General features: G+C 67.6%; 11 protein-coding genes and 1 tRNA gene. 6 read left to right on the plus strand and 6 right to left on the minus strand.

Annotated elements, in window-relative coordinates; genetic code table 11:
* The first annotated feature begins 7 nt into the window (after nucleotides 1–7).
* Nucleotides 8–964: a GDP-L-fucose synthase family protein gene (locus ACWDU4_RS11825; RefSeq protein ID WP_450114093.1), complete on the plus strand. Its 957-nt coding sequence runs from the start codon at nucleotides 8–10 to the stop codon at nucleotides 962–964.
* Here the strand turns inward: ACWDU4_RS11825 and gmd are convergent.
* Nucleotides 952–2004, minus strand: coding sequence for a GDP-mannose 4,6-dehydratase (gmd, locus tag ACWDU4_RS11830; RefSeq protein ID WP_450114094.1), 1053 nt, complete (start codon nucleotides 2002–2004; stop codon nucleotides 952–954). The two genes, ACWDU4_RS11825 and gmd, sit on opposite strands and share 13 nt — an antisense overlap.
* Nucleotides 2001–3269 carry a glycosyltransferase family 4 protein gene (locus tag ACWDU4_RS11835; protein WP_450114095.1) on the minus strand — a complete coding sequence of 423 codons (1269 nt, stop codon included), beginning with the start codon at nucleotides 3267–3269 and terminating at the stop codon, nucleotides 2001–2003. The genes gmd and ACWDU4_RS11835 overlap by 4 nt, the downstream gene beginning before the upstream one ends.
* A gap of 199 nt (nucleotides 3270–3468) precedes the next feature.
* Between ACWDU4_RS11835 and ACWDU4_RS11840 the strand changes: the two genes are divergently transcribed.
* A complete protein-coding gene (locus tag ACWDU4_RS11840) occupies nucleotides 3469–4377 on the plus strand; it encodes a hypothetical protein (protein ID WP_450114096.1) in 909 nt (302 codons plus the stop codon).
* Between the two features lie 25 nt (nucleotides 4378–4402).
* On the opposite strand, the gene ACWDU4_RS11845 is transcribed toward ACWDU4_RS11840, so the two are convergent.
* The 4 genes from ACWDU4_RS11845 to ACWDU4_RS11860 all read right to left on the minus strand — a co-directional run bounded on the left by ACWDU4_RS11845 (nucleotide 4403) and on the right by ACWDU4_RS11860 (nucleotide 8007).
* Nucleotides 4403–5338, minus strand: coding sequence for an NAD-dependent epimerase/dehydratase family protein (locus tag ACWDU4_RS11845; protein WP_450114097.1), 936 nt, complete (start codon nucleotides 5336–5338; stop codon nucleotides 4403–4405).
* Between the two features lie 22 nt (nucleotides 5339–5360).
* A complete protein-coding gene (locus ACWDU4_RS11850) occupies nucleotides 5361–6341 on the minus strand; it encodes a ribose-phosphate diphosphokinase (RefSeq protein ID WP_450114098.1) in 981 nt (326 codons plus the stop codon).
* On the minus strand, nucleotides 6341–7816 hold the full coding sequence (gene glmU / locus ACWDU4_RS11855; RefSeq protein ID WP_450114099.1) for a bifunctional UDP-N-acetylglucosamine diphosphorylase/glucosamine-1-phosphate N-acetyltransferase GlmU: 1476 nt from the start codon (nucleotides 7814–7816) through the stop codon (nucleotides 6341–6343). The genes ACWDU4_RS11850 and glmU overlap by 1 nt, the downstream gene beginning before the upstream one ends.
* Nucleotides 7817–7936: 120 nt before the next feature.
* A tRNA-Gln gene (locus ACWDU4_RS11860) sits at nucleotides 7937–8007 on the minus strand.
* A gap of 234 nt (nucleotides 8008–8241) precedes the next feature.
* Between ACWDU4_RS11860 and ACWDU4_RS11865 the strand changes: the two genes are divergently transcribed.
* From ACWDU4_RS11865 to ACWDU4_RS11880, 4 genes are all read left to right on the plus strand, one after another.
* Nucleotides 8242–8832, plus strand: a complete 591-nt coding sequence (locus ACWDU4_RS11865; protein WP_450114162.1) for a TetR/AcrR family transcriptional regulator — start codon at nucleotides 8242–8244, stop codon at nucleotides 8830–8832.
* A 144-nt stretch (nucleotides 8833–8976) separates the two neighbouring features.
* On the plus strand, nucleotides 8977–9612 hold the full coding sequence (locus ACWDU4_RS11870; RefSeq protein ID WP_450114100.1) for a ScbR family autoregulator-binding transcription factor: 636 nt from the start codon (nucleotides 8977–8979) through the stop codon (nucleotides 9610–9612).
* A 143-nt stretch (nucleotides 9613–9755) separates the two neighbouring features.
* Nucleotides 9756–13439 (plus strand): transcription-repair coupling factor, encoded by a 3684-nt coding sequence (mfd, locus tag ACWDU4_RS11875; protein ID WP_450114101.1) that lies wholly within the window; start codon nucleotides 9756–9758, stop codon nucleotides 13437–13439.
* Nucleotides 13436–14107 carry a MazG family protein gene (locus ACWDU4_RS11880; RefSeq protein ID WP_450114102.1) on the plus strand — a complete coding sequence of 224 codons (672 nt, stop codon included), beginning with the start codon at nucleotides 13436–13438 and terminating at the stop codon, nucleotides 14105–14107. The genes mfd and ACWDU4_RS11880 overlap by 4 nt, the downstream gene beginning before the upstream one ends.
* The last annotated feature ends 82 nt before the right edge of the window (nucleotides 14108–14189 follow it).

The following is a 14189-nucleotide window of genomic DNA, read 5'->3' on the forward strand; positions in this document are numbered from 1 at the left end:
TGGCTCCATGGCGCTCGAGATGCTGGCGCGGGACACCCGCATCTACATCGCCGGCCACCGGGGACTGGTCGGGGCCGGGCTGTGGCGGCATTTCACCGAGGCCGGCTTCGTCAACCTGATCGGCCGCACGTCCGAGGAGCTGGACCTTCGCGACCTCCGCGCCACGATCGCATTCCTGGACGAAGTCCGGCCCGACGTGGTGATCGATGCCGCCGCGCGTGTGGGAGGTATCGCCGCCAACGACGCCCGGCCGGCGCAATTCCTGTCGGACAATCTTCGGATTCAGCTCAACCTGCTGGACGGCGCTGTCGCGGCCGGTGTGCCGCGGTTTCTGTTCCTCGGGTCGAGCTGCATCTATCCGAAGTTCGCCGAGCAGCCCATTCGTGAGGAGTCGCTGCTCACCGGCAGCCTCGAGGAGACCAACGAGGCATATGCGATCGCGAAGCTTGCCGGAATCGTCCAGGTCAAGGCGATCCGTGCCCAGTACGGACTGCCGTACATCTCGGTGATGCCGGCGAGCGTGTACGGGCCCGGTGACAATTTCGCGGTGCACGACAGCCACGTCCTGCCCGCGATGATCCGCCGCTTTCACGACGCGGCCCGCGGTGGGACACCATCGGTGACCTGTTGGGGCAGTGGGCAACCGCGACGCGAATTCCTGAACGTGGACGATCTGGCCTCTGCATGTCACTTCCTGCTCGCCACCTACGACGACTCACTCCCGCTCAATGTCGGTAGCGGGGTGGATCTGACGATCGCCGAGCTTGCGCAGCTGGTCGCCGAGGTTGTCGGCTTCGACGGCGAGATTGCCTGGGACCTGACCAAACCGGACGGCACACCGCGCAAGCTCCTCGATGTGAGCCGACTGACCGATCTCGGGTGGCGGGCGAGGATCCCGCTGGGTGACGGTGTGAAGTCGATGTACGAGTGGTTCCTCGACCATCGGGACGACTATCGGAGGTGACGCATCTCGGTGCCGCGCGGCCACCCCGGTATCACCGGGTGGTCTATGTGGGCGGCACCTCCGGATTCCAGGGCGCGGATGTCGGCTTCGACCATGATCTTCACCAGTTCGGGCATGAGAACCTGAGGCTTCCATCCGAGGGTCGCGTGCGCCTTGGCGGCGTCGCCGATGACGGTGTCGACCTCGGCCGGTCGCCGGTATCGATCGTCGAACCGCACGTATCGCTCCCAGTCGAGACCGACGAGATCGAAGGCCACAGTGAGGAACTCCCGCACCGAGTAGCCGGTTCCGGTGGCCAGAACATACTCGTCGGGTGCGTCCGCCTGCAGCATCCGCCACATCCCGTCGACGTACTCGGGGGCGTATCCCCAGTCCCGCACCGCATCGATGTTGCCCAGATACACATGTTCATCCAGACCGGCCCGGATCCGGGCGACCGCGCGGGTGATCTTCCGGCTCACGAATGTCTCTCCGCGACGGGGTGATTCGTGATTGAACAGGATTCCGTTGACGGTGAACATCCCGTAGGCCTCCCGGTAGTTCCGGGTCGACCAGTACGAGAACAGCTTGGCCGTGCCATAGGGGGACCGGGGATGAAGCGCGGTGTTCTCGTTCTGGGGAGGCGGTGAGGATCCGAACATCTCGGAACTCGACGCCTGGTAGAAGCGGCAGTTCAGACCCACGTGCCGGATCGCCTCGAGCAGGCGAACGGTGCCGAGTGCGGTCGATTCCGACGTCAGTTCGGGTTCGTCGAAGCTGACCCGGACGTGCGACTGCGCACCGAGGTTGTACACCTCGTCGGGGGAGATCTCGGCCAACAGTGTGACCAGGCGCGATCCATCCAGGAGGTCGCCGTAGTGGAGGTGCAGTCGGGTGTTGGGAGTGTGCGGGTCGACGTACAGGTGCTCGATCCGGCCGGTGTTGAAGGTCGATGCGCGGCGGATGATTCCGTGCACTTCGTAGTCCTTTGCAAGGAGGAACTCGGCAAGGTAGGAGCCATCCTGGCCGGTGATCCCGGTGATGAGGGCGCGTCTGGTCATCGGGGTGCCTCCTCCTGCGTCCGAACCCGCCGGGAGGTGGCGAGTTCCCCGACCCACCGTTCGTATCGATCCAGTGCCGCGACCGTGGACAGTCGCTCCGTCACGTAGCGGCGGCCGGCCGCTCCCAATCGGTCTGCCAGGCTGCGGTCCCTCCCCAGCCGAACCGCCTCCCGCAGAAGTAGTTCCGGCCGTCCGGCGGGTACGCAGACGCCGGCGCCGGACTCGTCGATCTCGCCAGCGGTGAATCCGCCGGGATCGGTGGCGGCGAGGACCGGACGGCCGGCGGCGAAATACGAAGTCAGTTTGCTCGGTACGGCCATCTGCGCGACACCCGGAAGTTCGTTGACGAGTAGGACGTCCGCGGCACCGAGTGCGGAGGGGAAGTCGTCCTCGGGAACAGGGGACAGGAATTCGAGGTTGGGCAGTCCGGCGCCCGCCACCTCCAGTCGGGGCCGCTGGTGGCCATCGCCGAGGAGGACGAACCGAACCCGAGGCGGGTCCGGGCCGGCAAGGCGGGCGGCGGCGATCACGTTCTCCAGGCCTTGCTTCGCGCCCATGTTGCCGGCGTGCACGACGACGGTGTCGTCGGGGGACCAGCCCCGCGCCGCGCGAAATGCGGCGGCCGCGCCGGGGTCGGGGCGCTTGACATGGGTCCAGTTTCGGATGACGCGGATCCGGCCGGGATCGACACCGAGTCGGTCCACCAGATCGGCGCAGAACCCGGGGTGGATGACGGCGACACCGTCCGCGGACCGGGCGGCAGCGGACTCGACAGCCCGTACGGCCCGCACCGCATGCCCCGACAGCATCCCGGTCTCTACCACACCGCGGCTGTATTGGTCGTGCACGACGATGCCGAGGGCCGGCCGATTGGGTGTCAGGTGAACACGGGCCGCGGCCAGCGCGGTGGCGAGCAATGGCGGACTCACACATACGACGACGTCCGGCCGACCCCACCGGGCGGACAGCAGTTGCATCCCGAAGGCGAGCTCCATCGAGGCTCGTCCGATTCCGGAATGGCGGCGCGGTACCGGATGCCGAAACCGGCGCACGTGCACCCCGTCGTGATACTCGTGCGTGCGGAACCCGTGGTAGCCGTCGGCGACCCGCCACTGCGGGTAGTGCGGATACCCGGTCAGTACCTCGACTTCGTGGCCGCGGGCAGTGAGGCCGGCAGCCAGGCCGGTCGTGTATGGGGCGATTCCGGTCGACTCGGGTTCGTAGTTGATCCCGAGTAAGGCAACGCGGAGCCGGCGACCGGACACAGAATCGAGGGTAGTCGGCACTAGCCGGTGTACGGGCACAGAATCGCCCGTTTCGCAAGAGCACGCGCGTCGTACGAGGCGGCGCACACGATCTCCGAGCATTGACCGGGAAACGAGACACGGGGCATGCTTGGCGAGATGCGTCGCGAGAGCGACCGGATGGTTTCAGGCCGCCCGCGCCACTTCGGGAGGTGGGTCCGTGACGACCATTTTTACCAATCCACAGATGGACGATGACACCCGGCGAGGGCGCCTCTACGGGGGTGATGTGTTTGCCTACCCTGCGGGTCCGGGCCCTGCAGCCCTCGCCGAGCATGCCCGTGCGCTGATCGTCGCCGCATTCGGGGAACTGGATCCGGAAACAGCGCAGTATCGGATGCCTGTCGAGGAGTTTTCCGCGTTGCTCGCGGACCTCAAACCGAGGTTCATTCACCACCCGACGTCGAAGACCCTGATCCGGACCATGCTCGACGAGTTCGGATGCGATCTCGACAGGACCTATTTCGATGTTCCTCGGCTGCGCACCTCTACCGCGGATGACTACCTGACATCGGGGATTTCCTATGCCTTTCATCCGCATCGGGACACGTGGTATTCCGCACCCTTCTGCCAGATCAACTGGTGGATCCCCATCTATCCGGTGGTTCCCGAAAACGTGATGGCGTTCCATCCGCGGTACTGGACGACGGGAGTGCGCAACGGTTCTCGCCGATACGACTATTACGAGTGGAACCGATCGAGCCGGTCCACCGCAGCCGAGCACATCCACTCCGATACCCGGGACCAGCCCAGACCCGAGGAGCCGATCGAGCTCGATCCCCAGGTCCGAGTGGTCACCGAGCCGGGCGGCGTGATGTTGTTCTCCGGAAACCAACTGCACTCGACAGTGCCGAACGGCTCGGGAAGGACGAGGTTCAGCATCGACTTCAGGACTGTGAATCTCGACGACGTGATCGCGTGTCGGGAGGCGCCGAACCTCGACTCCGAATGCACTGGCACGTCCCTACGGGACTTCCTGCGGGCGCGGGACCTCGACCGTATCGCCGAAGACGTGGCGATCGAGTACGAGTCGACTGCTCGACCACCCCAGTGGACTGGTGAGAGCTGAAGCGAATCAGGCACCGGCACAAGGCTCAGGGATGTTGCCGGTACCACGCGACGGTTCGCGCAAGTCCCTCGTCCAGTGGCGTCGTCGGCGACCAGCCGAAAGTCTCGAAGGCTGGGCGCGGATCGGCGATCCGGCCGAACTCCAATGGTCGATCGGGCAGCGCACCGAACTCGGGTTCTGCCCGACGATCGGTATCGTCGCCGTCGGCGACCATGGCAGCGATGCGTTCGACGACCCGCCGGACACTGGTAGTCACTCCTGTGCCGATATCAAAGGTGCGTCCGAGGATTCGTTCGTCGGCAGCCTTGGCGGCGGCCACGAATGCGGCCGCGACATCGTCGACATACACCCAGTCGACTTCGCGGGAACCGCGGCTCAACTGCGGGGACTCGCCTGCCAGCAGTGTTCTGATGACATAAGGCACTAGCATCGTCTCATCGGTCTGGCCGGGACCGTAGACCATGAACGGACGCAGCGTGACGACAGGCAGACCGTATAGCGAGCGGAACATGTCGGCGTATGTCGCGGCCGACGACTTGGCAGCGGCGTAGGGCGAACTTGGCACGGACGGCGGATCGGTGACGTCCATCGACCCGGTCAGCATCACAAGGGGGGTGCCCAGGTTGCAGGCGGTGGTGAGGACATTGACGGTGGATATGAGGTTGTCACGCAGCGTCGTTGCGACGAGTTCCAGTGATCGGTTGCCCGAGACGTGACTCGCAAGATGGATGACGATCTCGGGTCGTAACGACCGCAGGATGTCCGTTGTCGCGTCCGGATCGGTCAGATCGGCGTAATACCGGCGTACCCCGTCGCCGTGTGGGGGTCTAGACCGGAGGACACCATGCACGTCGGCGCCCGATGCGGTGAACGCACGGGTGACCGAGCGGCCGATGAATCCGGCGGATCCGGTGACCAGCACACGGAGGCCCCGCAGGTCGCGGGCTCCGTGCGCCGGCATCGGACATCCCTCCAGGTGGCCTCTACGCGACGCCGTTGAACAGCGAGGTCACCGAGCCGTTCTCGAAGACCTCCTTGATGGTGCGCGCGAGCAGCGGGGCGATGGACAGCACCGTCAGGGTGGGGAAGCGCTTCTCCTCCGGGATCGGCAGCGTGTTGGTCGCGATGACCTCCTTGGCGCCGCAGGTGGCGAGGCGCTCGGCGGCGGGATCGGAGAACACGCCGTGCGTGGTGGCGATGACGACGTCACCGGCGCCGGCGTCCTTGAGGACCTTCACCGCACCGGCGATCGTGCCGCCGGTGTCGATCATGTCGTCGATCAGCACGCAGGTACGGCCCTTGACGTCACCGACGACGCGGTTCGACTTGACCTGGTTCGGGACCAGCGGGTCGCGGGTCTTGTGCACGAATGCCAGCGGCGCGCCGTCGAGGGCGTCGGCCCACTTCTCGGCGACCTTGACGCGACCGGCGTCGGGGGAGACCACGCAGACGTTGTCGGTGCCGTAGTTCTCGCGCACGTACTGGGCGAGCTGGCCGAGGGCGTGCATGTGGTCGACCGGTCCGTCGAAGAAGCCCTGGATCTGGTCGGTGTGCAGGTCGACGGTGATGATCCGGTCCGCACCTGCGGTCTTGAGCAGGTCCGCGATCAGGCGGGCCGAGATCGGCTCACGGCCGCGGTGCTTCTTGTCCTGGCGGGCGTACGGGTAGAACGGCAGGATCGCGGTGATGCGCTTGGCGGAGCCCCGCTTGAGCGCGTCGATCATGATCAGCTGCTCCATCACCCACTGGTTCAGCGGCGCCGGGTGGCTCTGCAGCACGAACGCGTCGGAGCCGCGCACCGACTCCTCGAACCGGACGAAGATCTCACCGTTGGCGAAGTCGGTGGCGGTCTGCGGGGTGACCTGGATGTCCAGCTCCTTGGCGACCTGTTCTGCCAGTTCCGGGTGTGCGCGACCGGAGAAGAGCATCAGGTTCTTCTGGTTGTCGATCCAATTCGCGGTCACTACTCTTCGCCGTCCTTGCTCGTGTTCTCGTTGTGCTGCTGCTGTGCGGAAGCGGCCGCCTCGGCGGCCGCCGTGCCGGGACGATTGCGCTCGACCCAGCCTTCAATATTGCGCTGCTTGCCTCCGGAGACGGCCAGCGCCCCCGGCGGCACGTCCTCGCGCAGGACGGTGCCCGCCCCGGTGTACGCGCCGTCGCCCACTCGGACCGGGGCGACGAACATCGTGTCCGACCCGGTCCGCACGTGCGACCCCACCACGGTACGGGTCTTGTTGACGCCGTCGTAATTGACGAAGACGCTCGACGCCCCGATGTTGCTGTGCGAGCCGATGCTCGCGTCGCCGACGTACGTGAGGTGCGGCACCTTCGTGTGATCGCCGATGTCGGAGTTCTTGACCTCGACGAATGCGCCCAGTTTGCCGGACTCTCCGAGCACGGTGCCCGGGCGCAGGTAGGTGAACGGGCCGACCGTGGCACCCGCGCCGATCACCGCGTCGTCGCCGTGCGTTCGTACCACCGACGCGCGGGCTCCGACCTTCACGTCGGTGAGGGTGCAGTCGGGACCGACCACCGCGTCCTCACCGATCCACGTGCGACCGTGCAGTTGGACGCCGGGCCGGATCGTCGCGTCCCGTTCGATGGTCACCTCGACGTCGATCCAGGTGGTCGCCGGATCGACGATGGTCACCCCGGCCCGCATGTGGGCCTCGAGGATCCGCCGGTTCATGTCCCGCGCGAGCGCGGACAGCTGCACCCGGTCGTTGGCGCCGGCCACCTTGCCCGAGTCGGCCAGCTGCGCGGCGTACACGTCCCGGCCCGACTGCCGGGCGATCTTCACCACGTCGGTGAGATAGAACTCGTGCTGTGCGTTGCTCGAATCCAGCCGCGACACGGCGTCCCTGAGCACCTGGGCGTCGAAGGCGTACACACCGGAGTTGACCTCGGTGATCGCGACCTGTTCCGGCGTGGCGTCCGCGTGTTCGACGATCTCCGACACCTCCCCGTTGGCGTCCCGCACGATCCGGCCGTATCCGTTGGCGTCTGTGGGGACGAAGGTCAGGACCGTCGCACCCGCCTGCGTCGGCTCCGCGAGATGCTCGTCGAGCAGCCCTCGGAGGGTGTGGCCGTCGAGCAGCGGCACATCGGCCGAGGTGACGACGACCGTCCCGGTGAAGTCCTCCGCCAACGCGGACAGGCCGCACTCGACGGCGTGGCCGGTGCCGTTCTGCTCCTCCTGGACGGTGGTGACGATCTCGCGGCCCAGTTCCGCGGCCACCTCCGCGACCGCGGCGCCGACCGCGTCCCGCTCGTGTCCGACGACGACCACCAGGTGTGCCGGGTCCAGCTCCGCTGCCGCGTGCAGCGAGTGCGCGAGCATCGAGCGGCCGGAGAGGGTGTGCAAGACCTTCGGGGTCTTCGACCGCATCCGTGTCCCCGCACCCGCGGCAAGGACGATCACGGCGGTCTCGATCGGCATGAAGCTCCCTCGGAATCGACAGTGTTCTGCATCTGCAGGGTCGTGCACCTGCAGTTTTGTGGCCCTGCGTCGTTGTCTTCTTCGTGAATGCGCGCGCATGCGTCAACTCCGCAAGCCTCGCTCCGCCGCCAGGACTCGAACCTGAACTATCTGAACCAAAATCAGAGGTGCTGCCATTACACTACGGCGGATTGCCTGCGGATTCGCAGAACATCCAGGGATCGAAACCCCGGCTTCGGCGGTCCGCTGTGCGCCCTAGATCCTCGCATGACGACTGGCGTCCTTGCCAACCGCCTCGCCGGAAATTCTTCCGAGGGCGCCTCGGCCGGTTCGGCGAGACCTGCCGATACGCTGACGGCATGTCGCGACCACCGCAGGCCCCCGCCGGCAAGCAGGCTCCCGCCGACAAACCGCCCCGGACCCGGATGACCGGAACGCAGCGCCGCGAGCAGCTGATCGAGATCGGGCGCAGCGTGTTCGCCGAGCGCGGTTACGACGCCACCTCGATCGAGGAGATCTCCGCTCGCGCCAATGTGTCCAAGCCGGTCGTCTACGAGCACTTCGGCGGCAAGGAAGGCCTCTACGCTGTGGTCGTCGATCGCGAGATGTCCGTGCTCTTGGAGATGGTGACCAGTTCCCTGGAACAGAACCGGTCCCGGGTCAGGGTCGAGCGTGCGGCGCTGGCACTGCTCACGTACGTCGAGGAACGGACCGAAGGCTTCCGCATCCTGGTCCGCGACTCACCCGTCTCCGCCGAGGAGGGGACCTATTCGAGCCTGCTCAACGAGGCGGTCTCTCGGGTCGGGCACATCCTGGCGGGCGACTTCTCGCGGCGCGGCTTCGATCCCGAGCTGGCACAGCTGTACGCGCAGGCGCTGGTGGGGATGGTCGCGACGACCGCGACGTGGTGGCTCGACGAGCGCACCCCGTCCAAAGAGGTCGTGGCCGCGCACCTGGTGAACCTCTGCTGGAACGGACTGACGAACCTGGAAGCGGATCCGCAACTCGGCGAGTGAGAGGGTCTGCCGCCGAGTTCGTCCGACCCGCCCGAATACAACTTCTGGTTCGAATGTACGAGTGCTGACCAGTTGCGTGTTACGTTTCGTACACACTTGACGTGGAGCGTGGTGCTTCACGCGGCGTTCACCACGAGGGCGGTCATGGTCAGGCAGGTACGCGCCGAGGCGACCAGGAACGCCGTCCTGTCGGCGGCCGCGGAGATCTTCGCCCGCGACGGCTACGCGGCGGCGAACCTCAGCGACATCATCACCAAGTCCGGGGTCACCAAGGGCTCACTGTACTTCCATTTCGCGTCCAAGGAAGACCTCGCACGCGGGGTGATCGACGAGGGCACGCGCAAGGTCGAGGCCGCAGGCGCGCCGCTGACGGACCTGCGCGACCCGGCCCTCGAAGTCATGATCGGGCTGTCCTACCTGGTGACCGACGTCGCGGCAGCCGATCCGGTCGTCGCCGCGATGTTCCGCCTCCACCACGAGATCGGCGACCACCGGGGGACCGGCGACAATGTCGTCGCCACCTGGCAGCAGTACCAGGTCGCGCTGGCGCGCCGGGCCCAGGAGGAGGGGGACGTCGACCCCGCCACCGATCCCGACGAGGTCGGGACCTTCATCTTCGAGACGTTGTTCGGCGTGCGAGTGGTCGCGCACGCGACCGGAACGCTCGACCAGGTGTCCGCCCGCCTGGAGCGGGCCTGGCACTTCATGCTGCCCGCACTGGTCGAGCCGTCGAAGGTCGAGTACTTCCGGCAGTTCGCCCACCGCCGCTCGCGGCGGTGACATCGCGCCGTTCCCGGCCATGACACGGCCCCGACCCGGCGGTGGCCGGGGTCCGGGACGGTCGGTCACCCGGCCTAGAATCGACCGTGGTCGTCGACACGGCGGCCGTACTCGTTCGGCGATCCAGGGGCGGTCACATTCACATGCCATCGACGCTGTCCACGGCCAACCCGGATTCCGGGCAGGCGCATCTTCCGCTCGCGGGCATTGCCCGGGTCGCGCTCGCAGGTGCGGCCTTCGACGCGGTCCGGGACGCCCTCGGTCGTGCGGAACTCGCGCTTGTCGCACCGAACCCCGTCCGGCCCTTCCTCGCGACGGCGATCGCCGAGCACAGTCAGCTGCTGCTGGTCACCGCGACCGGACGCGAGGCCGACGACCTGACGACGGAACTCCGGGAGATTCTCGGTGACGCGGTCGCCCAGTTCCCCTCGTGGGAGACCCTGCCGCACGAGCGGCTCTCGCCCGGAGCCGACACCGTCGGTCGCCGGCTCGAGGTGCTGCGTCGGCTGGCACACCCCGAGAACGCCGACTACGGTCCGCCGCTTCGGATCGTCGTCACCACCGTGCGTTCGTTGGTGCAGCCGATGGCTCCGGGCCTCGGCGAGATCGAACCGGTCAACCTGCGGGTCGGGAGCGAGGTCCCGTTCGAGGAACTGATCACGCGGCTCGTCGAGATGGCGTACACGCGGGTCGACATGGTCGGCAAGCGCGGCGAGTTCGCCGTCCGTGGCGGCATCCTCGACATCTTCTCGCCGACCGCCGATCACCCTGTGCGTGTGGAGTTCTGGGGCGACGAGGTCACCGAGCTGAGGTCCTTCTCGGTCGCGGACCAGCGCTCGCTGCCGGAGCTGACCGTGACCACCCTCATCGCGCCGCCGTGCCGGGAGCTGTTGCTCACAGAGAAGGTCCGGGACCGCGCGTCGGCCCTGGCGCAGGACAACCAGGCCGACGCGGCCCTGGTCGAAATGCTCGACAAGCTCTCCGCCGGTATCCCCGTCGACGGCATGGAGGCGCTGCTGCCCGTGCTGCAGAACGGGGAGCTGGTGCTGCTGACCGAGGCGCTGCCTGCCGGAACCCACGTCCTGCTGTGCGATCCGGAGAAGATCCGCACCCGCGCAACCGATCTGGTGCGCACCGGGCAGGAGTTCCTGGAGGCGTCCTGGACCGCGGCCTCGATCGGTGCCGCCGCCCCGCTGGACACCTCTACCCTCGACACCACCAGCGTCGGGGTGTCCGGCGTGGACCTGGCGGCATCGGCGTACCGGACGCTGCGACAGGTCCACGAGAGCGCGGTGGAGCAGGGACGGCCCTGGTGGACGGTCAGTCCGCTGGCGTCGGGCAGTGACACCGAACTTGTCCTCGACCTGCAGTCCGCCCCCGAGGTCCGCGGGTCGGACGAACTGCTCGCCGAGCTCTTCGTGATGCTGCGGGCCCACGTCACCACCGGCGGGCGCGCCGCGATCGTCGTCGCCGGATCGGGCACCGCGCAGCGGGTACTCGAACGCCTGTGGGACGCCGAGGTGCCCGCAGCACTGCTGGCGCCGGGCGCCGAACCGGCACGCGGGCAGGTGTCCGTGCTGTGCGGCACCCTGCAGAGCGGACTGATCCTTCCGGCGCAGCGCCCCGACGTCGGGCTGGTGCTGGTCTCCGAGTCGGATCTGACCGGCAATCGGGTCGCCGCGGCCGGTGACGGCCGGAAGCTGCCGCCGAAGCGGCGCAACCAGGTGGACCCGCTGGCACTGACCGCCGGCGACATGGTGGTGCACGACCAGCACGGCATCGGCCGATTCGTCGAGATGGTCGAGCGCACCGTCGGCGGCGCGCGCCGCGAGTACCTGGTGATCGAGTACGCGGCGAGCAAACGCGGCCACCCCGGCGACCGGCTGTTCGTCCCGATGGAATCCCTCGACCAACTCTCCCGCTACGTCGGCGGCGAGATGCCCGCGCTGAGCAAGCTCGGCGGATCAGACTGGGCCAACACGAAACGCAAGGCACGCAAGGCGGTTCGGGAGATTGCCGGCGAGCTCGTCCAGCTGTACGCCGCCCGGCAGGCGGCGCCCGGTCACGCCTTCGGCCCGGACACCCCGTGGCAGAAGGAGATGGAGGACGCCTTCGCGTTCACCGAGACCCAGGACCAGCTGACCGTCATCGACGAGGTCAAGGCGGACATGGAGAAGCCGGTCCCGATGGACCGGGTCGTCATCGGCGACGTCGGCTACGGCAAGACCGAGGTCGCGGTGCGGGCCGCCTTCAAGGCCGTCCAGGACGGCAAGCAGGTCGCGGTGCTGGTGCCGACCACCCTCCTCGCGCAACAGCATCTGCAGACCTTCACCGAGCGGATGGCCAGCTTCCCTGTCAAGGTGCGGGGGCTGTCCCGGTTCACCGATCCCGGTGAGTCGAAGGAGATCATCGCGCAGCTGGCCGACGGCGAGATCGACGTGGTGGTCGGGACCCACCGGCTGCTGCAGACCGGGGTGCGGTGGAAGGACCTCGGTCTCGTCGTCGTCGACGAGGAGCAGCGGTTCGGCGTCGAACACAAGGAGCACATCAAGGCGCTGCGGACCCACGTCGACGTGCTCACGATGTCGGCCACCCCGATTCCGCGCACGCTGGAGATGAGCATGGCCGGCATCCGGGAGATGTCGACGATTCTCACTCCGCCGGAGGAACGGCACCCGATCCTCACGTACGTCGGTGCCTACGCCGACAAGCAGGTCGCTGCCGCGATCCGGCGTGAGCTGCTCCGCGATGGCCAGGTGTTCTACGTGCACAACCGGGTCAGCTCGATCGACAAGGCTGCCAAGCGGATTCGTGACCTGGTTCCGGAGGCTCGGGTGGTGGTCGCGCACGGTCAGATGAACGAGGAGACCCTGGAGAAGACCGTGCAGGGCTTCTGGGAGCGCGAGTTCGACGTGCTGGTGTGCACCACGATCATCGAGACCGGGCTCGACATCTCCAACGCCAACACCCTGATCGTCGAGCGGGCAGATTCGCTCGGTCTCTCGCAGCTGCACCAGCTGCGCGGTCGGGTCGGGCGCAGCCGGGAACGTGGGTACGCCTACTTCCTGTATCCGCCGGAGAAGCCGCTCACCGAGACCGCGTACGACCGGCTCGCGACCATCTCGCAGAACTCGGACCTCGGTGCCGGCATGGCCGTCGCGATGAAGGACCTCGAGATCCGTGGCGCCGGAAACGTGTTGGGTGCCGAGCAGTCCGGGCACGTCGCCGGTGTCGGTTTCGATCTGTACGTGCGCCTGGTCGGTGAGGCGGTGGAGGCGTACCGCGCCGTCGCGGACGGCCGGCCGATCACCACCGACGAGGCACCGAAGGAGGTGCGGATCGACCTGCCGGTGGACGCGCACATCCCCCCGGACTACGTCACCAGCGACCGGTTGCGGCTCGAGGCGTATCGCAAGCTGGCGGCCGCGGGCAACGACGACGAGATCACCGCTGTCATCGACGAACTCGTCGACCGTTACGGTGCGCTGCCGGAGGAGGTCGGCCGGTTGGTGTCGGTGGCGAAGCTGCGGTTGCTGTGCCGTGAGTACGGGATCGAGGAGGTGGCCGTCACCGGTACCCAGCTGAAGATCTCGCCGATGCAGCTGCCGGACTCGAAGCAGTTGCGGCTCAAGAGGTTGTACTCGGCGGCGCAGTACCGGGCGACCACCGGCATGGTGCAGATGCCGTTGCCGCGGACCGGGGGTGTCGGTTCCGACCGGGTGCGGGATGTGCAGCTGTTGCAGTACATCGCGGACTTCCTGCTGGCGATGGACGGCAAGGCCGCGGGAGCCGTGGACGTGTCCGTCCCGGTGGGGGCGCCCGCGTGAGCGACGAGGGCGGTCGACTCGGGGACGGTCTCGTCGAGGCCGCCGAGGTGATGGACCGGCTGTGGTCGTATGGCGGCTGGGAGGTCACCCAGACCCACGACTCGCTGCGCCGGTACCTGCTCGAGGAGACCTACGAGCTGCTCGACGCGATCGAGGAGGGCGACCCGGTCGGTCTGCGCGAGGAGCTGGGCGATCTGCTGCTGCAGGTGCTGTTCCATTCGCGGATCGCACAGGAGTCGGCCACCGACCCGTTCACCGTCGACGACGTGGCACGGGGGCTGGTCACCAAGCTCGCCCTGCGCAGCCCGCATCTGACCAACGGTCACACCGGCCCGATCGATGTCGCCGAGCAGGAGCGGGCGTGGGAGGTCGCGAAGGCGGCGGAGAAGGCGCGCGCCTCCTGTCTGGACGGGATCGCGATGGCGCAGCCGGCTCTTGCGTTGGCGGAGAAGGTGATCGAGCGGGCCACCAGGGCAGGGCTGCCTGCCGAGCTGGTGCCCGAGGAGTTGCGGGTCGTGCGGATCGTGGTGGGCGAGAACGCCGAGGACATGCTTCGCAAGGCCGTCCTGGCCTTCGCTGCGCGGATCCGGGCGGCCGAGCAGGCGGCGCGCAGGGCCGGGCCGGACTCCGGGGCGATCGCACCCGCGACCTGGTCGCAGGTCTGGTGACGGCGAGCCGACGGTCCGACCGCGGGATGGTGTGCAGCGTGAGGGTGCCTCCTGCACGCGCCACGCGGTGACGAAGTTCTCC

This window comes from Rhodococcus sp. NPDC003348, assembly GCF_053589375.1.

What these genes read in the sequence shown, in the direction of transcription:
- ACWDU4_RS11825 (WP_450114093.1), top strand. Translation starts at nt 8, where the DNA reads ATGGCGCTCGAGATGCTGGCGCGGGACACCCGCATCTACATCGCCGGC.
- gmd (WP_450114094.1), bottom strand. Translation starts at nt 2,004, where the DNA reads ATGACCAGACGCGCCCTCATCACCGGGATCACCGGCCAGGATGGCTCC.
- ACWDU4_RS11845 (WP_450114097.1), bottom strand. Translation starts at nt 5,338, where the DNA reads ATGCCGGCGCACGGAGCCCGCGACCTGCGGGGCCTCCGTGTGCTGGTC.
- glmU (WP_450114099.1), bottom strand. Translation starts at nt 7,816, where the DNA reads ATGCCGATCGAGACCGCCGTGATCGTCCTTGCCGCGGGTGCGGGGACA.
- ACWDU4_RS11865 (WP_450114162.1), top strand. Translation starts at nt 8,242, where the DNA reads ATGACCGGAACGCAGCGCCGCGAGCAGCTGATCGAGATCGGGCGCAGC.
- ACWDU4_RS11870 (WP_450114100.1), top strand. Translation starts at nt 8,977, where the DNA reads ATGGTCAGGCAGGTACGCGCCGAGGCGACCAGGAACGCCGTCCTGTCG.
- mfd (WP_450114101.1), top strand. Translation starts at nt 9,756, where the DNA reads ATGCCATCGACGCTGTCCACGGCCAACCCGGATTCCGGGCAGGCGCAT.